Raw genomic sequence first — 23,604 nt, forward strand, 5'->3', positions numbered from 1 at the left:
TCTGATTGGCTTTACTATTGAGCTAGTTCCACAGAGTACCATCTTCTAAGATGTATTAATTAAAATATTGATTATTAAGTAAATAAATCAAAATATTTTTCATCAGACATCCAAGTTTTACCTTAGCTCAGGCTTGAATAGGTAACTTCCGAAGTCAGTAATGGATAAGGCTCCTACAAGTAATAAAATGCTATTAGTATCATGTCCGCATAATTAGTTATGATTCCCACAGTCATTGCACCTCACCCCCAGCCCCTCCCCAAAGCATCGGGGAGACAAAGCGCAGCTTTGGCGGGGTGGGGTTCTTGGGGTTTAGTAAGTAATCAAGCGGACATGATATAACTTAGCTTTCGCCCTTCGGACGAAAGCGCCAAATGATCGTAATTTTGGCAACAATTTCCTGGGAACGGCTAGGCATTTTATTTTTTGGATTTCCCTAATTGCAGCCAACCCATTAGCTGATCAAAAATTTAATCACTCAAGTTCTACTGTTTTAACTGTAATAGTTCCTGTATTTTAACTGGACTTAACTGCTCGACATTACGCAAAACTACTGCTGCTCCTGCTGCTATTAGTGTCTCACTGTATGCATCACTACGCGCTGCTGTTTCCTGGACATGGGGCGGTAAAACCCCTACACCAAGCCAAGTGTGAGCAGAATCTAGACTCCGCGCTTTTTCTACAGTATACATATCTGCTACCGTATCTCCCACATAGACGATCGCTGATTTTTGCTCAATTCCATTTTCTAATTGACGAACTGTCGCAAAAAGCCCTGTGGGGTCTGGTTTACCTGGGGCATCTTCCATCGCAATCAATACCGGAGATTGTAAACCCAACCGTTTTTCCAATACATAGTTAGCGGAAGCACGAGTTGCACCGCTAAAAAAGCCCCAATCAATCCCAGCTTGGGTAAGTTGCTCTAAATAGCTAGGTTGCAACAATAAAGGTTCATTACAGATATACCCAGTAAAATTATTTGGGTCTGAGCCTCGATAACGGGATTGAAAAAAAGCCACGATCGCACTGTAATCTAGTTGCAGTTGTTCACGCGTCTGTCCTTGAGTTGCAAAGTAGCGGTAAATTAATTCCTGTGATGCTTCCCAATCGTTATTCCACACACCTTCAAACTTGAGTTGGTCAATTTCTAATGGGGTTGGACGATATGCTTGGGTAGTGAAATATTCTACCGTATCTGCGATCGCTCGACGATAGGAACCGCTAACATCGCGGACAACGCCATCAATATCGAAAACAACGATCGCTTTTGCTGAAGTTTGTTGAGTCATGGGGTAGGAAGCAAAAAAGTTTTACACCATCATAATGCGCTCATGGCTCAGGTAAAAAATCAGGGTCGAGGACTTGCTCTAGTGTAAAGGGAGATTGTTCGGGGAAGGTAGCGATGTCTAATCCCGTTTCAATCACAGCCAGTCGTCTAGCGGTTTGATAGCTTTCATCGAAAACCTGATCAAAGTAAGGCTTCAAACTCGGACTTTCTTTGAGTGCCTTTTGGACTCGCCTGCGGTGTTCTAAAATTGTGTACTGCCAACTTTTTGAGCGTCTTTCAGTTTGAATTTGGTATTTGAGCAGATGCATCAGCAACACTTCCAGATTGCTTTCCAATGACCGCTTTTCACTTCTGCCCATCGTTTCAATTTCTTCAATCAGGTTGTCTAAATCCAGTTCTGTGAGCCGACCTTGTTTGAGCAGTTCTGCCGTGGTTTGAATCCACAGGTAAAAGTCTTGCTCATACAAAGAAGAACCAGATGTCGTTTGAGATTGGGGCAGTTGGGCAGTCACGTCGCTTCGCTCCGAATTCAAAATTAAAAATTAAAAATTCAAAATTAACAGCAAAATCTTTGAGAACTGGGTGAGATTATAACTCAGGTAAAAAATCGGGGTCGAGGGCTTGCTCTGGCGTAAAGGGAGATTGTTCGGGGAAGATAGCCGGATGCAATTCAGTTTCATCGGCAGCTAAGAGCCTAGCCTCGTCATAACACAGCCCGAAAACCTCATCAAAATAGGGCTTCAGGCTAGGACTTTCTTCTAGAGCTTGTCTGAGGCGTTTACGATGCTCCCGAATTGTCGCTCGCCAGCTACCAGAGCGCTTCTCGGCTTGATATTTATACTTCAATAGATGCATTAGCATCACTTCCAAATTGCTTCTGAGTGCTTTCTTTTCACTTCTGCCGATTGTTTCAATTTCATCAATCAAATTCTCTAAATCCAGTTCTGTGAGCCGACCTTGTTTGAGCAGTTCTGCCGTGGTTTGAATCCACAGGTAAAAGTCTTGCTCATACAAAGAAGAACCAGATGTAGTTTGAGATTGGGGCAGTTGGGCAGTCAAAAGCATCTTAGTTAGCGCCGACTAAACCTTATGCTAGCCGATTCTCAATCAATGTTTGGTCATTTGATGGACTATTGCGTTAAAATAAACGATCGCTATCCTAGTTAAGTAATGCCTGGAAATTCCCGGAGGTGTGATTGACCAAGTTTATTTTGAAAATTCTGTGGTTAGACGAAAACGTTGCTCTAGCAGTCGATCAAATTGTCGGCAAAGGCACAAGTCCTTTAACGAAGTACTTTTTCTGGCCCCGAAATGATGCCTGGGAAGAGTTAAAAAAGGAACTAGAATCCAAACATTGGATTGCTGACCTGGATCGTGTCGAGTTGCTTAATAAAGCGACAGAAGTGATTAACTACTGGCAAGAGGAAGGCAGAAACCGTCCAATGGCAGAAGCTCAATTAAAATTTCCAGAAGTTGCCTTCACAGGTAGCGCTTGATACTACAAGATTAGCGATGTCTACGACGGGCTACGCCTACGCCTGTTCTACAAGCTGCCACAGTTTGATAGTCTTGTCCCGGCTGCCACTTGCAATTAATTGTCTAACTTTGCTCACAGCAACAGCAGATACTGAGTCTACATGACCAGAGAGAGTAACAATCTCTTCTGCTGTGCTTACCCTCCAAAGTTTAACTGTTTTGTCGCAACTTGCACTTAGGAGCGTTTCGCCATCGGCACTAAAAGCCACAGCCACCACTGACCAAGAATGGCCTACAAGTGTGCAAATTAGCTGACCAGTGTTTACCTCCCACAATTTAATAGTGTTATCATCACTACCCGTCGCCAAAATTTTCCCATCGGGACTAAAAGCGACTGTCAAAACCGCCCATGCATGACCCGAAAGGGTGCCTAACAAGCTATAGCATGGGCGGTTTTGAAGTTCTCTTTTGAAATCTTCTAATGCAGATATCTGCCACAGGCGAATTGTTCTGTCATAACTAGCGCTGGCTAAAAGCTGTCCTTGGGGACTAAATGCCACTGCATTTACCTGTAATTGGTGTCCAGTTATGCTGCAAATTTCTCTGCCACTATTTACATCCCAGAGTTTGATTGTTTTATCCCAGCTACCACTAGCGAGAATCTGCCCATCTGGACTGAAAGCAACTGATTTGACAGCGTGTGAGTGTCCCAATAGGGTGGAGATTTCCTCTAATGTCTCAACCTGCCACAATTTGATCGTTTTATCGTCGCTAGCAGTTGCCAGAATTTGACCATCAGGACTGAAGGTAACTGATTTTACAGCTTGGGAATGTCCTAATAAGTTAGCTAAAACTTTTTGGGTTTTTAAATCCCACAATTTGACGATTTTATCATCACTAGCACTGGCTAAAGTATTACTGTCAAGACTGATGGCAAGGGCGTTCACACTACTTAATGTCCCAGAATGCCCAGTTAGGGTATGGAAGCATTGCCAATGAGGCTTTTGAATTTTGGATTTTGGGTCGCACCTTTGGTGCGCTTCCAGCGCAACTTCAGTTTTACATTCCATACCCATTGCTTGCATAACTTCATCAGCCGATTGATACCGACGGTTAACAGTATTTTGCAGCAGCTTGTCGAGGATTTGTGCCAAGCGTAGATGCCTTGGGTCTTGTCGCCAGACATCGCTTACCTTCGTAGTCAGATATTGTTGCCAAACCCAACAATCATTTGCAATATCAAATAAATCAAAGGGCGGAATCTGGGTAAGTAAGTAAATGCAAGTTACACCTAAGCTATATAAATCACTAGCAAAAACCGCTTTTCCCCTCGCTTGTTCTGGTGCGGCGTATTCTGGACTGCCGATACTGGTTTCCGATGTTAGCCGATCAATTTCTGTAACGATTTTCGCAGTGGTAAAATCGACTATGACTAAATCCCCCTTCTTGGTAATTGGGGATCTACGAATGATATTCTGGGGTTTAATATCGCGGTGGATGATGTTGCGATCGCTAATCAACTGAAAAACTGGCAACACATCTTCTAAAAGTTGCCAAATCTGAGCTTCATTAAAAGCGCCCTCCTCTTCAACTACCTGAGCTAAATTAGTACCTGCAATAAACTCCTGTACTAAATAAAAATGCCCGTTCTGCTGAAAAGAAGCCAACAAAGCGGGAATTTGCGGATGCTTTCCTAATTCTTCTAGCTGTTGCGCCTTTTGCTGAAAAGTAATATAAGTTTCAGATTCGGGCGATAATTCTTGAACGACGCAAGGAACTGGCGGAAACTGACCCTCATCTACAGCGAGGAAGGTTTTACAGAATCCCCCTTTACCAATCTGTTTAAATAAACGATAACGTTCTTGTAAAAGCAAAATTTCTTTGCTCACAGGGTACTCACAATATAAATTCTGATTACATCTATAAAATTATGACACTCAACTTCTGGTCTAAGACAAATGGTATTTGGATAAATGCTATCAGTGTTGTTTTCGGTACAAGTGTTGGTATTCTTCTAAAGAATAGTTTTTCCTTACAAATGCAGATTACTATAACACAAGGCGTAGCATTAATGACTCTTTTCATTGGGTCACGAATGACTAATAATCTTGCTCAAGTTCAAAATGGTCGGATTGATGGAGTAGTGTTAGGCTTACTCGCTATTGTATTAGGAGGGGTTTTAGGAGATTGGCTACAAATTGAAGGGAAACTTCATTTTTTCGGAGACTTGTTAAAACTATATTTTCAAGGAAATGGAAATTTTACAGAGGGTTTTGTTACTGGAAGTTTATTATTTTGTATAGGCCCACTAGCTGTAATTGGCAGTCTCAACAATGGTTTAACTGGAAATAATAGTTTACTATTACTCAAAGCTACAATGGATGGTTTAGCAGCGATCGCTCTTAGTAGTAGCTTAGGTATAGGGGTGGGTTTTTCAACTTTTGTTATTCTTTTTTATCAAGGGTTTATTTCTATAATAGCTGGATTTATGGTTCAAATTTTTCCTAATACAGAAAATGATCCCCGCTTATTATTATTAACGGGTGTGGGAGGGCTAATGGTTGTAGGACTAGGAATTAATCTGTTGGAAATAACTCACATTAGAGTAGCTTCTTTCCTACCAGCCTTAGTAATTGCTCCTCTTCTTTACTCATCTATTTATTGGATTAGTTTATTGAAAAATAACATTATTAAATTCTTGAAAAACCGCTAACACAGTTCCACTTGCCAGCAACATAACAAAAACTTCACCCTGTCCTGACTTTAATCCCTCTCCTTACCAAGGAGAGGGACAGGTTTTGCATAGCAGAACCAGGGTGAGGTTTTGTTACTTATCCCCCGGAAAATTTACAATTATCGGTGGAAGACCGTTTTCTGAAGTAGGTTGTGCTTTGCTAACTACTGGTTGGGTATGCAAAGGCGTTGGTGTCAATTCACCCTTACCAGTTTGATTCCATAAAATCAGGGATAGTAGCCCATCGACTAAGCCGTTATTGGCGCCGTTACCGCTAACTAAGACATCTGGAATCAGACGGACATTGCGATCGCCGATAATTTGCATTAGTTGCATTGCTGTATAACCTTGGGAACCCAAAGCTTCCACACCAGCACTGTATGTTTCAGCTTTGGCGTTACCCGTAGCACGAATACCTTCAGCCTCAGCAATTGCCCGGAGTTTTGTACCCTCAGCTTCACCGTTTGCCTCTTTGATTTGAGCTTGCGCTTTCAAGTCAGCTATATGCACACTCTGCTCCGATTTCACCATTTCTTGCTGAATATTAGCGAGTGCCGTTTCCCGGACAAGTTGCTGCCGTTGGGTTTGTGCCATTTGCTGAACTTCATAAGTCTTACGTTCTTCTTCGGCAATTTTCCGGTCTGTCTGTGTCTGCATTAATGATGCTGGTGGCTGAATATCACCAATCAGGGTGTCGATCGCTTGCACGTCATAAGCCCGTAATGCTGTTTTAATATACTCAGCAGCCTCAGTTTGTCGCTCACTCCGAGCAGTCAGAAAGTCTAGTACAGTACAGTTTTGGGCTGAGTTGCGGAAATAATTCCCGATAGTCGGTTCTAATACATGGTCTACCAGATTTTGCATTGCCCCAACGCGAGAAATTACCTTCGGGGCATCTAAAGCACCGACATGGATAATTTGTGCTACTTCCAAATCAAAAGCAAACCCATCACGCGATCGCACTGTCAAGGAAGCTAGTTGAGCATCATAGCTGTGGCGTTCAGTCCGACCTGACCAGTTTAATACTATGTTGGTCGTTGGCACCAGTTCCATCTTCATAATCCGGGAATTAATCGGGTGCTTACCAGGATATAGCGGTTCGACCCACACACCCTTATGTCCCTGATTAACCAAGTTACCGTGGGTGAAAGCTGCACCACTGACATCTTGATGCGCCTTACCCACGAAAGAAATCACCACACCCACATACCCAATGGGAATTTCCGTCATCGGCACTTGCTCAACTTGAACAAACCAAGGATTCAAGTTCCAAGAACCAGAAAGCAAGGTCTGCTCTTGTAAGCCTCGCCGCCCACCTCCATTAATAAATTTCTGACCATTTTGAAAGTTATTGTGTTCCTCAATTATCGGGCCTGCGAGTTCACCAGCAGAAATTGGCACACCATCTAAGGTAGTGACGATGCCAACTTTGTCAGCTGCCAGACTGTACACCCGCAACTGTTCTGGAGTCATGCCATGAGCGCTGGCATTTGCTGCCATGATGACTTTAAACAGGGCAGTATTCATCCGGTACGTACCAGCCGTGAGAAAACCCATTTGCCGCCCTTTTTCCCCGCCTTGGGTAAGGAATTTCCGGGCATCTTGGAAGTTGTCACAAGTCACAATTTTACCCAAAATCCGCTCTGGTGGGTTGGATGCTCCATCTGCCGCCACAATCAAAGCGATTTCCCCTTGGGGAACGACAATTACTGACTCTTTCTTTACAGAATATTGCCAAGGCCAATAACCCCAGTGCCAACCAGGAGCTAAAGTATCTGCCTGCAAGCCAGCTTCCCCGTTGAGGGCAATCAAACTGCCCGCGGGGAGTCCACGCCCGGAAAGGGTAAATTTTCTTACCACAATCCCAACTTCACGTTCGCCAATCACCACCAGTCCACCACAGAATAGGGGGACGAATATGACTAAACCGCCGACAAGTAGGATGGGAACTAGTACAAAAGGATCAATCCCAGCAGCTTGATATTGAGTCCCGCTAATTTGTAACTGGGCAATATTTGGTTTGGTCTGATTTAGCTGGATAGTCGCGGAAGTAATTTCTTTTGCAGTAGTTATTTTTACGGGAGTAGCATTGGCAGAATGAATACTACCAGCGTTCGTCATTCGCGTAGCCTCTCGTAGAGAAGACATTGGCGAAGCCATCGCTAGCGTTGCTACGATAGATGCTGCAAAAGCAGCTACCTTATTTTGTTTACGTTTACCAAGGGAAGATGAAAAGCTTTTCATAACTTGTGCCATTTGGGCAACTAATTAGTTAACTTAACACTTCACCAGGACTTGTCTCGATTTCTTAAACTTGGCGTAATTTTTTAAAATTAATAAATATTTTGTAGGTTGGACATTGCCCAACCTACAAACTTGAAATAGAAATTAAATTAAACCAAACCGCCAGCCGCTTGAAACCGAGTGCGGGCGCGTTTGAAGGCTTGGGTTGCCTGGATTTGGGCTTGGCGATCGCCTGCTGTGACTTGATTCAGACGCGCTTGTGCTTGGTTGTAAGCACCACGGGCTTCTTCGAGGTTAATTTTGTCGCCACGTTCAGCGCCGTTAACCAGAATTGTCACTTCATTGTCTTCGACTTCGGCAAAGCCACCCAAAAGAGCGATCGCTTGCCAATTCTGATTTTTAGCCGCCCGGACTCGCATTACACCAATATCCAGGGCGGTTAAAAGTGGTGCGTGTCCACTTAGGATGCCTAGTTGACCAGTAGTGCTAGGCAAAACGACTTCTTCAGCTGGGGCATCCCAGACTGTTTTATCTGGGGAAATTACACGAACGGTTAATGTCATTTGTCTTTTGTCCTTTGTCCTTCCTCATTTGTCACTTGCCATTAGTGATTAGCCATTAGCACTTGAACTAATGACCAATGACCAATGACCAATGACTAATAATTAACCTTTGATTTTTTCAGCTTTAGCGATCGCTTCGTTAATATCGCCAACTAAGTAGAAAGCCTGTTCTGGTAAAGCATCCAACTCACCAGACAGAATCTTTTTGAACCCTTTGATCGTATCTTCCAGCTTCACGTACTTCCCAGGAGAACCGGTGAATACTTCTGCTACAAAGAACGGCTGCGACAAGAAACGCTCAACTTTCCGGGCCCGCGCTACGATCAGACGGTCTTCTTCAGACAATTCATCTAGACCGAGAATGGCGATAATGTCTTGGAGTTCTTTATAACGTTGCAGAGTTGATTGCACCGCCCGGGCAGTATTGTAGTGTTCATCACCGACAATGTTAGCCTGAAGCATCGTCGAAGTCGAACCAAGGGGGTCAACTGCGGGATAAATTCCCTTAGCTGCCAAACCGCGAGACAGTACTGTTGTTCCGTCCAAGTGGGCGAAGGTGGTAGCAGGTGCGGGGTCGGTGAAGTCATCCGCAGGTACGTACACTGCCTGAATGGAGGTAATCGAACCCTCTGTAGTCGAGGTAATCCGCTCTTGCAGTTCACCCACGTCGGTTCCCAATGTGGGCTGATATCCTACTGCTGAGGGCATCCGACCCAGTAGCGCCGACACTTCCGAACCTGCTTGGACAAACCGGAAAATGTTGTCAATAAACAGCAGCACATCCTGCTTGTTCACATCGCGGAAGTATTCTGCTACTGTCAAGCCCGAAAGACCAACCCGCATTCTCGCTCCGGGTGGCTCGTTCATTTGACCGTAGACGAGAGTAATTTTTGATTCGTTGAGGTTATCATTATTGATCACCCCAGATTCAATCATTTCATTGTAGAGGTCATTACCTTCACGGGTGCGCTCACCCACGCCAGCAAAAACCGATACTCCACCGTGCTGGGTAGCAATATTGTTGATCAACTCCATCATGATCACGGTCTTACCAACACCAGCACCGCCAAACAGACCAATCTTACCGCCGCGTCGATAGGGAGTGAGAAGGTCAACAACTTTAATCCCAGTCTCAAACACCGAAGGTTTGGTTTCCAGGTCAGTAAATTTGGGAGCAGAGCGGTGAATGGGTAAAGTTGCCTCAGCATTTACAGGTCCCCTGTTGTCCACAGGTTCGCCAAGGACGTTCAAAATCCGACCCAAAGTGGCTTTACCAACTGGTACGCTGATAGAAGCGCCTGTATCGCTGACTTCCAGACCGCGCATTAAGCCTTCGGTGGAACTCATCGCAACAGTCCGCACCTGGTTGTCGCCCAGCAGTTGCTGTACTTCAACAGTCAGGTTGATTTCCTGTCCAGCTTCGTTAGTGCCAGTGATTTTCAAAGCGTTGTAGATTTTTGGCAATTTCCCGCCGGGAAATTTAACGTCTACAACTGGGCCAATGATTTGGGTAATGTAGCCAATGTTTGTTTTTTCTGCGGTTGTGACCATGCTGCGCCTAATGATTGAAGCTATATTTCAGATACGGTCGGAGAAGACATAAATTTAAGCAATGTCACCTTTCACTCTAGCACCGGACGGGGACATAACTCCCTTAGTAATTCCTTAAAAATCAGCTTGGGATTAGAAATTAGGCTAGGTTGTATGACATAATCACGATTGGGGAAAACTCCAGATAAAAAACTGCCGTATCCTTCAATGGCAGACACGGCAGTTACTAAAGTAAATTTGTTATGCTTTTATATTTTGGCTGTGACTTTTTGTTGCTGTTTGCGCTTCAGTAGCGTATTAGCACTGAAAACACCTACTGCCAACAGACCTAATATAGAACCTGGTTCAGGGACAGATTTAGACCCACCAGGGATTACGGAACCCAAGGTGATATTATCAAAGGCAATCTCATTCTCTGTTCCTCCAAAATATACTGATTTGGCAATACCTGAAAACGATATGCCAATAGGAACGAATGGGCTAAATCGATAATTGAACCAGATTCAGGAACTGATTTAGTCAACGTGACATTATCAAGCAGCAATCCAAAATAATCCCCGCCAGTCTCGCTGATCTCTAATTTGGCACTTGTTGCAGAAGCAACTGTAAAACTTCGGGTAAAGCTTGTAAACTCTTGAAGTTTGGGTAGTCGGAATGTTTCGCTAAACAAACTACCCAGAGATACGGTAGTAGGGTCAATCACATCATTTCGTTGGTTCCCAGCAAGCTGGAAGTTGAGGTTAACTGTGTCTCCTGCTTGAAAGTCAAATATTGTTTTAGATTGAAGTGTACCAGCTTGACCTCTTGATCCATCCAGATCTACATATAGTCCGTTGCCAGGAAGGAAATCAAAATAACCATTTCCAATCAAGTCCACAGATTGTTTTATAACATTCCAGTTGGCAAACTGATTGTAATTTAAAAGGCCGACACTCCTATTTTCTTGATTAAAATTATCCTGTAAGAGGGTTGTAACTGATGCTGCCTTAACAGAATTTGTACTAGCAAATCCGATTGCGGTTAAGGCTGTTAATGCTATACCGATTGTATTTAAGATTTTTAAAACAATGGTTTTATTCATAATTCTAGTTTCTTCAAAAATTCTCAAGGTGTATATTCTTCCAAACGACAATTAATCACCGTCGATTAATGCTGAGAAACTCCGTTGTGATTGCACTCGAATTTTTCAGCAAAATTAGGCATAAACTACCTCTGTGATCAGTAAGGGTTTAGCCTGTCGCTGCGATCGCAGATATAAGCACTAGTGAAAATGACTAAAGCTTAGAACTTAGCTTTTGTCTTCTAGTTATTTCAGGAGGTTTTTATCAGTGTTTTCCTCACTTGTTTATTAACTTAGATTACTAGTAAATTTATTTAGTATTGAAAATACTCGCGTATATTCACATAACAAATATATTCCAAATTAGATTAAATAGTAGCCGAAAGCTAAATGTAAGGCGACTTATATACGCAATTGGAAGTGAATAATTGACTAAAACTTTGTAAAATTAAGTTGTTGCTTTAAAATAGGTTTATCAACATTTTCTGAATGTCCCTAATATAAAAATAGGTACAAAAAACTGTTTTCAGTTCAGCCCAGCCGCTCTCGCTTCATCTTCACACTTCCACCGAGCAACACCTTATGAATTTCTCGTCAGCACGACAATATTTTTACCAGGAGATTCAGCAGTCTGACGAACACATTGACCTAGCAAAGGCAGCTTTGTATATTGCACAAGAAGAATATCCCAACCTAGATCCAGAAGAATACCTCAATGCTCTCCAGACAATGGCATGGGAGCTTCAAGAACGTCTGCCTTCTTCACGATATCCTTTGCGGATAGTTCAAAGCATTAATCAGTATCTCTACGAAGATTTAAAGTTTTCTGGTAATAAAATTGACTATTACGACCCGCGTAACAGCTTTTTCAATGATGTAATTGACCGACGAGTGGGGATTCCCATTACCTTAGCGCTGGTTTACCTGGAGGTCGCCCGACGGATTGATTTTCCGATGGTTGGTGTGGGGATGCCAGGACATTTTCTGATTCGCCCGGATATTCCAGATATAGAAATTTTTGTGGATGCTTTCAATGGTGGTGAAATAATATTTGCCCAAGATTGCGAGGAACGACTGTCTCAACTTTATCAGCAACCTGTGACGCTACAACCAGAATTTTTAGCCGTAGTCAGTCATCGGCAATTTTTGGCACGGATGCTGACAAATTTAAAATTTATTTATATCAAACAACAAGATTTAGAAAAAACGCTAGGAGCGATTGAACGAATTTTGTTACTGTTTCCGGGTTTAACTGTAGAATTGCGCGATCGCGGTTTGATCTACTATCAACTTGGTTACTACCCCCAAGCTGTAGACGACTTACAAAATTATTTAGCAAAAGTTCCTGATGCCGAGGATGCATCTGTGATTCGGCAGTTACTTACTAAGTTGGGTAAGAATAGTTGAATCAAAATTTTAGCTGTTGATATTGAAATTACTGATTTGGCATGAGGTTTTGTGGCAAATTTATGTGTTAACCAATCCAAATATACAGTTTTGATGATTCTGTGTAAATCTAGCGAAAAGACCACTACCGCGATTCTTTGATTGAAATTATTTCGATTATTGAGGGACACAGGGACATAGAAGAATTATTCAGGCAATGAAGCCAGAGGCAGGAAGAGTTGCATTTTATCAAAAGCAAACGCGGCATCTTCTTCTATCAGATAAGTTTCGCTAAATTGATTTTTTGAGCATCGCGCTCTTAAATTATACCGTTGCTGGGATTAATATCTGCAACACTCCCACAAAAGACAATTCCCCACAGCGATCGCTGCAACAGTGGTATGGCAGTGGCCATCTGGCGTGGTCAATGGCTGGCTCTTAAATTGGCGTAGTCAGTGGCGAGGTGATTTGCTCTTAAATTGGAGAGGTAGGTGGCTTTAGCTGAAATGTCCAGATGGTAAGGCTTCTAAAAACTTTTTGGTTTACTGAATTTTGTAATAATGTAACTTTTTATTTTTCTTTTAGGAACGCATAATAAAACATGAAAATATTAAATTTGGTTTTTAATAAGTTGATTATTTTTAAATATTAATTTATTATTTACCATTTTTTCAAAAGCTTGATTTTTCATATTCTTAGGTTATTTTACGATTTTCTAAATTCAGTGACAACTATAAAATTAGGAGTTTATCAAATATGCAATTGAAAGCGATCGCAACAAATTTAATAAAATTTAATCGGATCGGTACACTCCTAGCAGTTGGAATAGCAGTTTCTATGGGAATACCTGCATTAGCGGCTGTTTCAAGCACTAATGTGAAACTCAATACTAGTAATTCTAGTCGTTATATTACAGGTGGTACTGAGGATAATGGTAGGAACACATTGTATATTTGTTCAACCATTGTTGATGGGGAGTATACACCTGGAAAATACTATCCACCAAATCAAAGATGCTACGTTTCATGGGGAGGTAAAGAATATTCGTATACATCACCAATCATATTCTACAAAGCTAATAGCTGGACATGGGGAAATTTTCCTGGGTACATCGTTGGTAATAATGTTGCAGGTGGCACTGAGGATAATGGTACTAACACATTATATTTTTGCCGAGCCGTTGTTGATGGCGAGTACACACCAGGGAAATACTATCCACCAAATAAAACCTGCTACGTTCCTTGGGGTGGACGAGAATACATATACACGAGCAATTTCCAGATTTTATTTGCAAACTAAACTGGTAGTTGGCAAATTTTGGTGAAGATGGAGAAAAATGGCATGAGCGGATTGTGAAAAGGTCAACTACAAAGCTCATGCCAGCAAGAATCGTCGGCTCAGTACGCATAGCTACAGGTGTACTGTTTTAACCCAGATGAGTAACGCTGGCATCCCACTGAGATTTATTCAGAAAATCTCAGGACATCGGAATTTAGAACAGAAAAAGAGATATTTAGAAGTGTCTGACAATTAGGTGTTGGGAGCGGTGGCGTTGTCGATGCTGTCACCTATGGGGGAAAATGTCGGGAAATAAGATTTTTTATGGCTTGTGAGAAATCCGAGTTTGGTTCAACTAACTGTAATAACTGTTCCCATACTCTCATTCGCCAATCTATCCACCGCACACACGGCATAAGTTCCCGCTTGTTGGACAGTAGCGAAAGTTGTGCCAGCAGACAAAATTCGCCCAATTGTCCAAGTATCGCCACTCTGCCGATAAAGTGTCCAAGAACGAACTGGCTGATTATCTCCGGGCTGCCAACTCAGTTTGCGGTTATTGACTTGTAATCCAATGGGCGGAGGGGGTGGTGTTGTATCCTGCCAAGACAATGTTGGCGGTAGCGCAGGTCTGTTATAAAGCAGACTTTGGAATTTATCAGCAATGCCCTGACTATTTTCTGTCAAAACACCGACATTAAAGAAGATATTCCCTAGTGACAACTGTCCAGCTTGGCTACGACTAATTTTCACCTGCTTTTCAATCTCATCACTCTCCCGACTCTTGTTGCTTGGTTCTGTCAAATTGTTACCAGCGTAAACGTGTCTTTGCTTTGTATTTACCTGTGTCCACCACTTTAGCAACGCCGAATAACTTTGTTGGGTTTGATCTGTGCGCCAGTAAAGTTGAGGAGCAATATAATCAATCCAGCCTTGTTCTAACCATTTCTTCGAGTCAGCATACAGCACGTTGTAAGCATCCAACCCAGTAATACCAGCCGGTTGTCCAGGGCGATAAATCCCAAAGGGACTAATACCAAATTTAACGTCGGGTTTGGTTGCTTTAATTCCTTGCCAAAGGCGCTGTACCATTTTGTTCACATTGTCCCGTCGCCAGTCGCCAAGGGTGAGTGTACCACCAACTGCTTTATATGCAGCGTAGGTTTTGTCATCGGGAAAAGACTGTCCCTCGATGGGATATGGATAGAAATAATCATCTAAGTGAATGCCATCAACATTGTAGCGCTTCACTACGTCGATAATTACGTTGTAAGCTCTGTCCTGAACTATTTTCAGTCCTGGGTCCATCCAGCGTTGAGTTTTCCATAAATAAACGCTTTCTGGATTGGTAGCTGCTATGTGGGGACGGACAGTTTTGGCTGGGTCGGTGGAAGTGCTGGCGCGGTAGGGATTAAACCAAGCATGAAGTTCAATATTGCGCTTGTGACATTCTGCGATCGCAAACGCTAAAGGATCATAAAATGGTTCTGGTGCTTTACCCTGAGTTCCGGTAATCCAAGCACTCCAAGGCTCTAATTGGGATTCATACAAAGCGTCTCCCTCCGGTCGCACCTGGAAGATTAGGGCATTGAAGTTTAGCGCTTGTAATTTAGTAATAATCTCGGTAAGTTCAGCTTTTTGTTGGTCAACAGAAAGTCCGGCTTTGGAAGGCCAATCACCATTCCACACTGATACTACCCACGCCCCCCTGAATTCCCGGTTATGATTTACCCTAACACTACCAACAGGTGTGGGCGTTGGTATTGGTATTGGCGTTGGTATTGGTGTCGGTATTGGCGGCTGTACTACGTAACTAGAGGCAATTTTTTCTGCCTGACCTAAATACACCAAAGCTTGATAAATAATCACTGCCACATCTGCGCGGGTAGCTGCAAGATTGGGATTAAGTAATTTTACATTTGGGAAACTAACCACTAATCCAGCACTGGTGGCAATAGCTATGTGATTTCTACTATATCCAGGAATCTGAACAGAATCTTGATAAATTTGTGGGAGTAGTGAGAGGAGATTAGGTTTTACCTTGGTGGCAATTTCTAAGCCTGCTACCAAGGAAACTAAGACTTCCGCTTTAGTAATTCGGTTAGCCGAACGGAAGGTATTATCAGGAAATCCGCTAATAAATGCTTTTTCGTAAGCTGCTTGAATGGCACCTGCTGCCCAATAATTAGTGGGTACATCAACAAAGGGGACATACTGCCGCTTCTGGGAAACTGTGGGAAATGCCTTGGCAATGATGGCGGCAAACTCAGCGCGGGTGAGTGAGTTATCGGGACGATAGGTGCTGTTAGGCAACCCACTGACAATACCACGTTGGGCTAAGGCTGTAATAAATAAGCGTGCCCAATGGTTTTGAATATCCGAGAAGCGAGTAGCAAGAGATACCATTGTTGATTGCAGCTAGCTGGCCTTGATTTTAATTTCCTTAGTTAATTTAGCAATTTTGTTGGCTCCAGCGTAGGCATCGCTGCTAGACATTTCCAGAAATTAAATATGCGTTACCCAGAACCCTTGTAGAGACGTAGCACTGCTACGTCAAAACAATTCTTTTTCACTCCTATAGCGGTTCTCAGTTGAGTGAAGTACAAGAACCCCACCCCCAACCCCCTCCCCGCAAGCGAGGAGGGGGCTATGATGTACTTCATGTCATTAGGAAACGCTATATGTCTACTGCAATCTCTTGTAAACTTTCACTCTTGAAGTTTGGGCATGGGGCATGGGGCATTGGTAATTGCTTTTTTCTATTCCCCATTTCCCACTCCCTTCTACTAATTGGCTTTTGCAGTTTGGTCAGCAGGATTCAAGATAGAACGCGCATTCAATGACAGCATTACGCGTGAAACGCCGGTGAAAATAATACTTATACCAACTAGTGTCCCCAGCAACCAGGGCGCATTGAAAGGCCACTGAAACCAAATCATTGCACCTAAGACTAGCGTAATAATCCCATTACTTAGTATCCATGTCCAGTTTGCTTGTGGACGTAATTGGAATGCCAGAATTAACTCAAATGTGCCTTCAGTCAGCAAAAAGGTGCCAAGCAACAGAGTTAGTGTGAGAACACCCGTATAAGGGTAAACAAACAGCATTATACCCGTTGCAATATAGAGTCCGCTCAATAGAAGTTTCCAAATAAAACCGCCTTGGTGACGGGTTTGAGTGGCATAAACTAGCTTGGTAAATCCGGCAAAAATTAAAATCGCCGCAATCCAAGTTTCGGTGAATAGAGTAGTGAAATTAGGCGCTGCGATCGCAATAATCCCCAAAATACTCAGGAGAACACCAGTTATCAGTGACCCATTAACATTTTTGTTAATATCTTTAGAAACATCCGTTGTCATACAAATCTTTTCCCTATTCTTAGACTCAACTCTACATTTAGATTAGGGAATTTCTAGGTAACAGGGCATGAACCCTAAGATAGACTCATCAGTATTAACTTAATCCTGCTCATGACTTAAATTTACGACTATTGAGACACTAAACCAATCATCTGATCACAACTGTATTGTCATTAGCAATTCTGCTTTGGATCCAAGACGCAGTAGGGTAGCACAGCTAACTATGCTACCCTATTAAATGCCTATATTTTATGCAACTGAGAAACGCTACAATCTGTGATCAGGAAGGGTAAGCGCGTTACCCAAGTATTAGAATTCGGTGCTTAGACACCAGCGTAACTATTGTTACTCATTTATTGGCGAAAAGTTATTAATACTCGCTGCCAATAGAACATCCTAACGTATTTAGAGTCCAACTTTGTTAGAGATATCTTTGCCTGTCTGTGCTGCACTTTCGCCTACATCACTAGCAGTTTTCTGAGCACCTTCTACGTACCCACCTCCAAATTCTTTAAGGGCTTCTCCTGACTGCTGTCCAATCTTTTGAAGTCGTTCACCAGGAGAACCTTTGGTTTCACGAGCTTCTTTATTCCACTGACCGACTGTTTTCGGTCTTTGAGCATCATTTTGCTCTACCTGTTCTCGAACTCTCTCAGCTAATCCTTTGTCATTGCGCCCATTAGTAACATTCGTCGTCAGCACTAGAAAACCAACTAGGACAACAGCCAAAAAAGGTTTTACCTGAAGTCCTTTAAGCAGGGAACTGATATGACCAATCGTCCTAGAAATCAAATTTATCATGCCAATTAGCTTGTTTTTTGGATGTACAAGTAAAGATTAACTATAAAAAGATAATTATCCTTCTAACAAAAGGCATATCTCACTTATAAAAAAGAAAGACTTTTTAAATCTTGGGGAAGAGGTGACTTGTTAGATGCATGAATATTTGGAATTTGTCTATGGGTACGAGCAGAGCAATACTGCCTTTCTCTAGAGAGTTTGCATAACAAGCCAGAGAGAGCATGATCCGAAAGCGACTTTCGGTAAAATTTAAAAAGATCCCAGAGCAAGCGAATTGAAACTTGTACTGAGCGCAGCCTCTCGTAGAGAAGTACGCGAGAATAATTCTTTAATCAATCTTAGAAATTTTCTCTTGCGGCTCTGCCGCGCCACTGCTTACAACTCTTGGAACCCTCGCAACGGAGTGGCTTGACTTGAGCAACTTTCCCGAAAATCTCAAATTAAATAACAGTTTGAAAAGTCTAATTTATTACTCGCCGGGCGGCTAGAAGTCGCGGCTACACAGACAAAACCCTTGATTTTGTGTTAGTCCACGGAGGTGGAATAAGCTTTGTGTAGTAGCGAATTCTATTCGCTCAATACTTTTCAAACATCCTCTAAAGATACCGTTGCAATAGACCAATAAAAACTTCTGGTATTTCTAAATGAGGTAAGATTCCGGCATCTGCGATCGCATCAAAATCTCGAATTACACTTGGATTTAAATTTGCCAATCGTCGTCCTAGTTTGATGCTGGTAAATTGTGCCTTTTCTCCCCAAAAAATGACGGTAGGAATTGTCAGTTGCTGAATATATAAACTTAGGTCAAAGTAAAGATCGCCCCGCAAAAATGCCAAGGCGGCAAACTTGCCATTAGGTTGTTGTGCAGAAGTTAAATAAGCCTCCACCATCTCTTGAGATACTCGTTCTGACTTGGCAAAGAGAAAACTTTGTAAAAAATTTCGGACTGCAATTTCATTTTCAGCACCCAGGATGTAAATAAAATTGTCCAACAGAGGCGTATTGATCACCGAAAGCGGAAGTCTGCGTCCAGCACCTTGTCCAAAATCGTCAAATCCAGAGGGGGACACTAAAAACAGTGCTTTGAATAAATTGGGTTGAATAATAGCTAGGCGGATAGCAAAAGCGGCTGTTAGAGACGAGGCTACCACAGTCACGGGCTGGCGACAAGTTTGGATGATAAACTCGGCGATCGTGCTGAGATAATCCCTAATTTGATAATCCCGAACTGGATGAGCCGATTCTCCCCAGCCGATTAAATCGGGGGCTAAAATGTGGTAATTAGAGGCAAAAGCCGGGTAAACTTTAGACCATTCATATGCAGATGCCCCACCACCAAAGTTATGCAGAAACAATAGTGGGCGTAAATCTTCAGTATCAGCGAACGCCCAAGGTGCATTCGTTTGGGTATAGTAAACCATTGCCCCCAAGGATGTATGGATGACTTTATGTCCAAAGCCAGGAGGTTGAAACTGAAGCATAAAATTCCAAAGTTTAGTTTAAGTTTAAATAAGAGTCTGAAACTATCTTCTCTACGAGAAGCTGGACGTAGCTTGCTTCCCTGTAAGGGTACAATTTTGAATTGTTAACCTTGCTTTTGGTCATTATCTCCTGTGATCTGAACAAGTTGATCGAGGTTATTACCAGTGATGTCATAGATTGCGCCAAAACCAGCTACAAAACGGCCTTCACTGGGAGTTAGCTGGAAAATCCGAAAGTCAGACAAGCCGCGCAAAACCTCGATAATTTCACCAAACCGCCCTTGAAATTGCTCAACAATTTGATTCCACTCGTCAGTTTCACGTTCTATTAAAGTTGCCGTACAATCAAAACTCAAACGCCGACGAGCAAAAATTAAGTTACTCTTAGCTTCATCCTCGATAAACAAGACATTAATATGCGGATTCGCATAGAGATTTTTGGTATGAGTCGAAAGACCACTGACGTAAATGTAGATATTCTTAGAATCATCCATTATAAATGGAGCATAACTAGCATTGGGTATTGCCTGGGCGCTCACGGTGCTAATGATTACACTCTCAAATTCTTCAGGAAACTTTTCGTACTCAGCTTGAATGTTTTCAAGTTGGCTCATAAGTAAATTACCGTTTGATTAGGAACACCTAATTAAGTATCCTAACGTGATTAAGCAATCGGATGAAATGCTCAAGATTTAGCTTAATTATATTTAATTGTCAACTAGACGATGTTCCTTTTTTGTCCCAAGTCCAACCTGCGATCGCGCCAGCCCCAAGTTTGGTTTGCGGGCGATCGCAGCCCTAATTGCCGGAATAATCAACAACAGAGTGCAAATCCCTATTGCTATTGTCAAAAGGCTTAAAATGGTTCGATTTTCCGTTACCTCTGCGTAAGTCCTGACAATATAACTAGCTCATTAGGCTAAACTGAAGAAAGTTATGAGGACGCAAAGATGACTGACAAAAATCGTTCTCAATGGGATTTAGGCAGGTTTATCGAAGCCCTGACTTACTTTGAGGTAATTCCTTTCCTTAACTGTCTACAGCAGTTAATCCAAGGTCGTCCTAAGGATAATCAAGATAGACCCAATGGAGGAACAAAAGTGGGTGTAATATTAGTAGCAGGTGCAACAGGTGGTGTAGGTAAACGAGTCGTAAGGCGATCGCTCGAAGCAGGTTATAAAGTTCGCGCACTAGTTCGAGACATTGAGAAAGCGCGGTCAATTCTTGGTAATGATATAGACTTGGTAGTTGCGGATATCACTCAACCAGAAACTTTAACTCCTTTAGTTATGGCTGATATCCAAGCTGTAGTTTGTTGTACAGCAGTGCGCGTGCAACCAGTTGAGGGAGATACAGCAGATAGAGCTAAATATTATCAAGGTGTTAAATTTTACCAGCCAGAAATTGTTGGCGACACCCCAGAAAATGTAGAATATCAAGGTGTGAAAAATTTAGTCCAAGCGGCGGCAAAATATCTACCCCAAGCCAACGAAAAACCGATATTTGATTTCACAAAGCCATCAGCAGAATTAAAGGATAACTGGGGGGCGTTGGATGATGTCGTCATGGGTGGCGTGAGTGCCAGTAATATCCAATTAGTAGAAAATACAGCTTTATTTGCTGGGAATGTTTCTACCGCTAACTCTGGCGGATTTGCTTCGATCAGAACTAAGAATTTTGATCCACCCTTCAATTTATCTGATTACCAAGGTGTAAAATTGCGCGTCAAAGGTGACGGTCAGCGTTATAAAATCTTTCTACGGACAGATCCAAAATGGGATGGCATTGGCTATAGCTATTCTTTCGATACCGTAGCTAATATCTGGATAGATGTTCATATTGCCTTTGCAGATTTGATTCCCGTCTTTCGGGCAAAAATTATTAAAGATGCGCCGCCAATTGAGCAGAATAGAATTTGTTCATTCCAACTGATGTTGAGCAAATTTGAATATGATGGTGCTTTAAATCCCAAATTTTCTCCAGGTGGTTTTGCTTTGCAGTTGGAATCAATTAAAGCTGATGGCGGGACAAGTTTACCACAATTTATCCTCATTAGTTCAGCAGGTGTGACTCGTCCCGGACGCCCCGGCATTAATTTAGATGAAGAACCGCCAGCAGTAAAATTAAATGACCAATTGGGAGGAATTTTAACTTGGAAGTTGAAGGGAGAAGATAGTTTAAGAGAAAGCGGAATTCCTTATACAATTATTAGACCTTGTGCTTTAACTGAGGAAGCAGGAGGTAAGGAATTAATATTTGAGCAAGGCGATAATATTAAGGGTAGAATCAGCCGTGAGGATGTGGCAGAACTTTGCGTGCGATCGCTAGTTTTAGCGATCGCTTGTCATGTCACGTTTGAGGTAAAACAGGGCAATAATACTGTTAACTCTATCGATTGGCAGAAGTTATTTTCTAACTTAGAACAGGATAAATAACAATTCAAAATTCACGCATTGTTCGCGTGGTCACTGAGCCTTGCCGTTGGCGTAGCCTCTCGTAGAGAAGAGAGTTTCAGACTCTTATTTAAACCCCGATGGTTTCTGAGCTTGTCGTACCACTTCCCTACGCGTAGCGTCCCGGAGGGAAGGACTGTAGCTGGCTTCCGGCAGGGTAACTGAAACTACGTGTAGACTTAAACCCTTTAATTTACAATAAGTGAAGTGCCTACAGAGTATTGACATGAAAAAAATCCAAGTGCTAATATTTGCTGGGATTTTAGTAACAATTATCTGGGGCGGGTTATTTGCCAAAACTGCTTCATCGCAGCAAGTGGAGTCCCGCATCAATAATCTGGAAGCGGACTTTAATCGTGTCGAGTCGCGGTTAAATCAGATAGAGTCTCAACTCGGTCAAAGTCGTCAGTCTCCATCCTCAAGACCAAGACTTACCCCACGACAGTCAACTGGTTCTAGAGGAAACTTATCACAGCAAGATCGGATGTTTGATCGGCTGGCAACTTTGGTGGTTGAATTGAAGCAACAAGTAAATAAATTAGAGGAGCGAGTTTCTAAATTAGAAACTCGCTGAATATTTAAATTACATTAGACATAAACTTCATCTAAGTTGAGAACCGTAGTTTTCTCCCTCACCCTAAATTCCTCTCCCATATCTGGGAGAGGGACTTTGAAATTCTGGCTCCCCTTCTCCCAAATCTGGGATTCGGGGTTGGGGGATGAGGGCAAATCCTTTTCATCACCGAAGAACTACAGGTTTCGAGATAGACCTGCTTTAGGAGTTAAAAAGTAATACAGTTCAGTTAAGAGAATAGTAGGTTGGGTTGAGCGTAAGCGTTACCCAACAAAGTCTCGATAATGTTGGGTTACCCTGCGGAATCTTGCTACGTTCCTCAACCCAACCTACACCAGCTTTAGTTTTTAGCCTTAACTGAACTGTATTGACGCGTAGCGTCTCCTTGGCGCAGCCTCTCGTAGAGAAGAGTTGGACACAAAGAAAGAAAGAAAGAAATGAAGTTAAAAGGGTTTGGCGCAGCCTCACAAAGAAATGGTATAACGCATAAATATTTAATTTATGGAGATGTCTATAGTCTAAGCTGGCTTCAATTTCCGCAAGAAGTTAAGCATAGCTGAAACCACAGAATCCGGCGACTCAACTAAGAAGCCATGACTACCACGATCGAGAACTACAAGTTCAGCTTTGGGAATACCTTGAGCAAGTTGCTGGGAAAACTTTAGCGGGGTGAGAATGTCTTGTTTACCAACTAGAACTAGGGTAGGACAATGAATTTCTTTAAGGCGGTCTGTTGTGTCAAAGTCAAGTATAGCTCGGCTGTGATGATAGAGTGAATGAGTCGCAGGCGGGAAAGGATATTTGATTGCAAATTCAATCAGACCTTCGATCATCCCAGGAATCGAGTAGAACGTATCTGTAAATATCCAGGGTAATACGACTTTTTCATAAAGTTTCAGGTCTACATTGCCGCAGAGGTCGCCCCAAGTCTCAATGATGCTGTTGAATAATGCATCACCCTTTGCCAACGATGAAAGTAGCACCAGACTTTGTACCTTTTCAGGATATGCTAAGACTAGTTCTTGCGCTATCTGCCCACCCATTGAATGACCCGCTAGATGCACCTTATCGATCGCAATCTGATCGAGCAATGCTGCAACGTCACTAGCCATCTGCTTCAGACTATAAGGCGTTTCAGGAGCAGAACTTCGCCCCATACCTCGGTTGTCCAAGCGAATAACTTGATATTGCGAAATCAACGATGGCATGATCAGCGACCAATAGGCATGATCGCAAAGGAAGCCGGCTATTAATAGCAAAGGCTCACCGGCTCCCTTGATGTCGTAGAACAAATCAATCCCGTTAATCTCAACCTTGGGCATAGTCAATAATTCTGCTAAACCTATTTTAAGCAGG

Annotated in this window: 22 protein-coding genes and 2 pseudogenes; 8 read left to right on the forward strand and 16 right to left on the reverse strand. The window is 42.5% G+C overall.

The annotated features are described in order from the left end of the window. Positions 1–485 precede the first annotated feature (485 nt). The 3 genes from V7K15_RS05245 to V7K15_RS05255 all read right to left on the reverse strand — a co-directional run bounded on the left by V7K15_RS05245 (position 486) and on the right by V7K15_RS05255 (position 2,347). Positions 486–1,289, reverse strand: coding sequence for a TIGR01548 family HAD-type hydrolase (locus V7K15_RS05245; RefSeq protein WP_334903645.1), 804 nt, complete (start codon positions 1,287–1,289; stop codon positions 486–488). 40 nt (positions 1,290–1,329) lie between these two features. Beyond that, complete coding sequence (locus V7K15_RS05250; protein ID WP_334903648.1) at positions 1,330–1,800, reverse strand: DUF29 domain-containing protein; 471 nt, start codon at positions 1,798–1,800, stop codon at positions 1,330–1,332. Positions 1,801–1,876: 76 nt separating this feature from the next. Next, positions 1,877–2,347 (reverse strand): DUF29 domain-containing protein, encoded by a 471-nt coding sequence (locus V7K15_RS05255; protein WP_334903649.1) that lies wholly within the window; start codon positions 2,345–2,347, stop codon positions 1,877–1,879. 137 nt (positions 2,348–2,484) lie between these two features. On the opposite strand from V7K15_RS05255, the gene V7K15_RS05260 reads away from it, so the two are divergent. Then, a complete protein-coding gene (locus V7K15_RS05260; RefSeq protein ID WP_334787598.1) occupies positions 2,485–2,784 on the forward strand; it encodes a 30S ribosomal protein PSRP-3 in 300 nt (99 codons plus the stop codon). A gap of 36 nt (positions 2,785–2,820) precedes the next feature. Here V7K15_RS05260 and V7K15_RS05265 read toward each other — a convergent pair whose 3' ends face one another. Then, positions 2,821–4,653, reverse strand: a complete 1,833-nt coding sequence (locus V7K15_RS05265) for a serine/threonine-protein kinase (protein WP_334903651.1) — start codon at positions 4,651–4,653, stop codon at positions 2,821–2,823. Between the two features lie 41 nt (positions 4,654–4,694). Between V7K15_RS05265 and V7K15_RS05270 the strand changes: the two genes are divergently transcribed. After that, a complete protein-coding gene (locus V7K15_RS05270) occupies positions 4,695–5,477 on the forward strand; it encodes a DUF554 domain-containing protein (RefSeq protein WP_334903653.1) in 783 nt (260 codons plus the stop codon). Between the two features lie 114 nt (positions 5,478–5,591). Here V7K15_RS05270 and V7K15_RS05275 read toward each other — a convergent pair whose 3' ends face one another. The 5 genes and pseudogenes from V7K15_RS05275 to V7K15_RS05295 form a co-directional block, all read right to left on the reverse strand. Next, a complete protein-coding gene (locus tag V7K15_RS05275; RefSeq protein WP_334903752.1) occupies positions 5,592–7,742 on the reverse strand; it encodes an SPFH domain-containing protein in 2,151 nt (716 codons plus the stop codon). Positions 7,743–7,891: 149 nt separating this feature from the next. Continuing rightward, positions 7,892–8,305: an ATP synthase F1 subunit epsilon gene (atpC, locus tag V7K15_RS05280; protein ID WP_334903655.1), complete on the reverse strand. Its 414-nt coding sequence runs from the start codon at positions 8,303–8,305 to the stop codon at positions 7,892–7,894. Positions 8,306–8,407: 102 nt separating this feature from the next. Continuing rightward, the gene (gene atpD / locus V7K15_RS05285) at positions 8,408–9,856 is read right to left on the reverse strand and encodes a F0F1 ATP synthase subunit beta (RefSeq protein ID WP_334903657.1); all 1,449 of its coding nucleotides are present in this window, start codon (positions 9,854–9,856) and stop codon (positions 8,408–8,410) included. 248 nt (positions 9,857–10,104) lie between these two features. Then, positions 10,105–10,215: pseudogene (locus V7K15_RS05290) on the reverse strand (PEP-CTERM sorting domain-containing protein); the annotation flags it as partial. Positions 10,216–10,229: 14 nt separating this feature from the next. Next, positions 10,230–10,964 carry a hypothetical protein gene (locus tag V7K15_RS05295; RefSeq protein ID WP_334903661.1) on the reverse strand — a complete coding sequence of 245 codons (735 nt, stop codon included), beginning with the start codon at positions 10,962–10,964 and terminating at the stop codon, positions 10,230–10,232. A gap of 534 nt (positions 10,965–11,498) precedes the next feature. Here V7K15_RS05295 and V7K15_RS05300 point away from each other — a divergent pair. The 4 genes and pseudogenes from V7K15_RS05300 to V7K15_RS05315 all read left to right on the forward strand — a co-directional run. Further along, entirely contained in the window at positions 11,499–12,323 is an 825-nt protein-coding gene (locus V7K15_RS05300; protein ID WP_334903663.1) for a SirB1 family protein, read from the forward strand. A gap of 283 nt (positions 12,324–12,606) precedes the next feature. Continuing rightward, complete coding sequence (locus V7K15_RS05305; protein ID WP_334903665.1) at positions 12,607–12,744, forward strand: hypothetical protein; 138 nt, start codon at positions 12,607–12,609, stop codon at positions 12,742–12,744. 314 nt (positions 12,745–13,058) lie between these two features. Next, complete coding sequence (locus V7K15_RS05310) at positions 13,059–13,601, forward strand: DM9 repeat-containing protein (RefSeq protein WP_334903667.1); 543 nt, start codon at positions 13,059–13,061, stop codon at positions 13,599–13,601. A gap of 82 nt (positions 13,602–13,683) precedes the next feature. Beyond that, positions 13,684–13,836, forward strand: a pseudogene (locus V7K15_RS05315) (tyrosine-type recombinase/integrase); the annotation flags it as partial. 95 nt (positions 13,837–13,931) lie between these two features. Here V7K15_RS05315 and V7K15_RS05320 read toward each other — a convergent pair. The 6 genes from V7K15_RS05320 to V7K15_RS05345 form a co-directional block, all read right to left on the reverse strand. Further along, positions 13,932–15,986: a glycoside hydrolase family 10 protein gene (locus tag V7K15_RS05320; RefSeq protein ID WP_334903669.1), complete on the reverse strand. Its 2,055-nt coding sequence runs from the start codon at positions 15,984–15,986 to the stop codon at positions 13,932–13,934. Positions 15,987–16,366: 380 nt separating this feature from the next. Further along, entirely contained in the window at positions 16,367–16,939 is a 573-nt protein-coding gene (locus V7K15_RS05325) for an HdeD family acid-resistance protein (protein WP_334903671.1), read from the reverse strand. Positions 16,940–17,344: 405 nt separating this feature from the next. Then, positions 17,345–17,740 (reverse strand): hypothetical protein, encoded by a 396-nt coding sequence (locus V7K15_RS05330; protein ID WP_334903673.1) that lies wholly within the window; start codon positions 17,738–17,740, stop codon positions 17,345–17,347. Positions 17,741–18,336: 596 nt separating this feature from the next. Further along, a complete protein-coding gene (locus tag V7K15_RS05335; protein ID WP_334903674.1) occupies positions 18,337–19,221 on the reverse strand; it encodes an alpha/beta fold hydrolase in 885 nt (294 codons plus the stop codon). A gap of 104 nt (positions 19,222–19,325) precedes the next feature. Next, the gene (locus tag V7K15_RS05340) at positions 19,326–19,835 is read right to left on the reverse strand and encodes a HugZ family pyridoxamine 5'-phosphate oxidase (protein WP_334903675.1); all 510 of its coding nucleotides are present in this window, start codon (positions 19,833–19,835) and stop codon (positions 19,326–19,328) included. A gap of 93 nt (positions 19,836–19,928) precedes the next feature. Next, a complete protein-coding gene (locus V7K15_RS05345) occupies positions 19,929–20,072 on the reverse strand; it encodes a hypothetical protein (protein WP_334903676.1) in 144 nt (47 codons plus the stop codon). Positions 20,073–20,171: 99 nt separating this feature from the next. On the opposite strand from V7K15_RS05345, the gene V7K15_RS05350 reads away from it, so the two are divergent. Together V7K15_RS05350 and V7K15_RS05355 are read left to right on the forward strand one after the other, a co-directional pair. After that, complete coding sequence (locus V7K15_RS05350; RefSeq protein ID WP_334903678.1) at positions 20,172–21,656, forward strand: CIA30 family protein; 1,485 nt, start codon at positions 20,172–20,174, stop codon at positions 21,654–21,656. Between the two features lie 244 nt (positions 21,657–21,900). Continuing rightward, on the forward strand, positions 21,901–22,248 hold the full coding sequence (locus V7K15_RS05355) for a hypothetical protein (protein ID WP_334903680.1): 348 nt from the start codon (positions 21,901–21,903) through the stop codon (positions 22,246–22,248). 518 nt (positions 22,249–22,766) lie between these two features. Here V7K15_RS05355 and V7K15_RS05360 read toward each other — a convergent pair. After that, positions 22,767–23,570 carry an alpha/beta fold hydrolase gene (locus V7K15_RS05360; protein WP_334903681.1) on the reverse strand — a complete coding sequence of 268 codons (804 nt, stop codon included), beginning with the start codon at positions 23,568–23,570 and terminating at the stop codon, positions 22,767–22,769. Positions 23,571–23,604: the final 34 nt, after the last annotated feature.

This window comes from Nostoc sp., assembly GCF_036919815.1.
Taxonomy (GTDB): domain Bacteria; phylum Cyanobacteriota; class Cyanobacteriia; order Cyanobacteriales; family Nostocaceae; genus Nostoc.

Coding starts and splice junctions, on each gene's coding strand:
- V7K15_RS05245 (WP_334903645.1), bottom strand. CDS start 1,289: ATGACTCAACAAACTTCAGCAAAAGCGATCGTTGTTTTCGATATTGAT.
- V7K15_RS05270 (WP_334903653.1), top strand. CDS start 4,695: ATGACACTCAACTTCTGGTCTAAGACAAATGGTATTTGGATAAATGCT.
- V7K15_RS05275 (WP_334903752.1), bottom strand. CDS start 7,742: ATGAAAAGCTTTTCATCTTCCCTTGGTAAACGTAAACAAAATAAGGTA.
- atpC (WP_334903655.1), bottom strand. CDS start 8,305: ATGACATTAACCGTTCGTGTAATTTCCCCAGATAAAACAGTCTGGGAT.
- atpD (WP_334903657.1), bottom strand. CDS start 9,856: ATGGTCACAACCGCAGAAAAAACAAACATTGGCTACATTACCCAAATC.
- V7K15_RS05300 (WP_334903663.1), top strand. CDS start 11,499: ATGAATTTCTCGTCAGCACGACAATATTTTTACCAGGAGATTCAGCAG.
- V7K15_RS05310 (WP_334903667.1), top strand. CDS start 13,059: ATGCAATTGAAAGCGATCGCAACAAATTTAATAAAATTTAATCGGATC.
- V7K15_RS05320 (WP_334903669.1), bottom strand. CDS start 15,986: ATGGTATCTCTTGCTACTCGCTTCTCGGATATTCAAAACCATTGGGCA.
- V7K15_RS05325 (WP_334903671.1), bottom strand. CDS start 16,939: ATGACAACGGATGTTTCTAAAGATATTAACAAAAATGTTAATGGGTCA.
- V7K15_RS05330 (WP_334903673.1), bottom strand. CDS start 17,740: ATGATAAATTTGATTTCTAGGACGATTGGTCATATCAGTTCCCTGCTT.
- V7K15_RS05335 (WP_334903674.1), bottom strand. CDS start 19,221: ATGCTTCAGTTTCAACCTCCTGGCTTTGGACATAAAGTCATCCATACA.
- V7K15_RS05340 (WP_334903675.1), bottom strand. CDS start 19,835: ATGAGCCAACTTGAAAACATTCAAGCTGAGTACGAAAAGTTTCCTGAA.
- V7K15_RS05350 (WP_334903678.1), top strand. CDS start 20,172: ATGACTGACAAAAATCGTTCTCAATGGGATTTAGGCAGGTTTATCGAA.
- V7K15_RS05355 (WP_334903680.1), top strand. CDS start 21,901: ATGAAAAAAATCCAAGTGCTAATATTTGCTGGGATTTTAGTAACAATT.
- V7K15_RS05360 (WP_334903681.1), bottom strand. CDS start 23,570: ATGCCCAAGGTTGAGATTAACGGGATTGATTTGTTCTACGACATCAAG.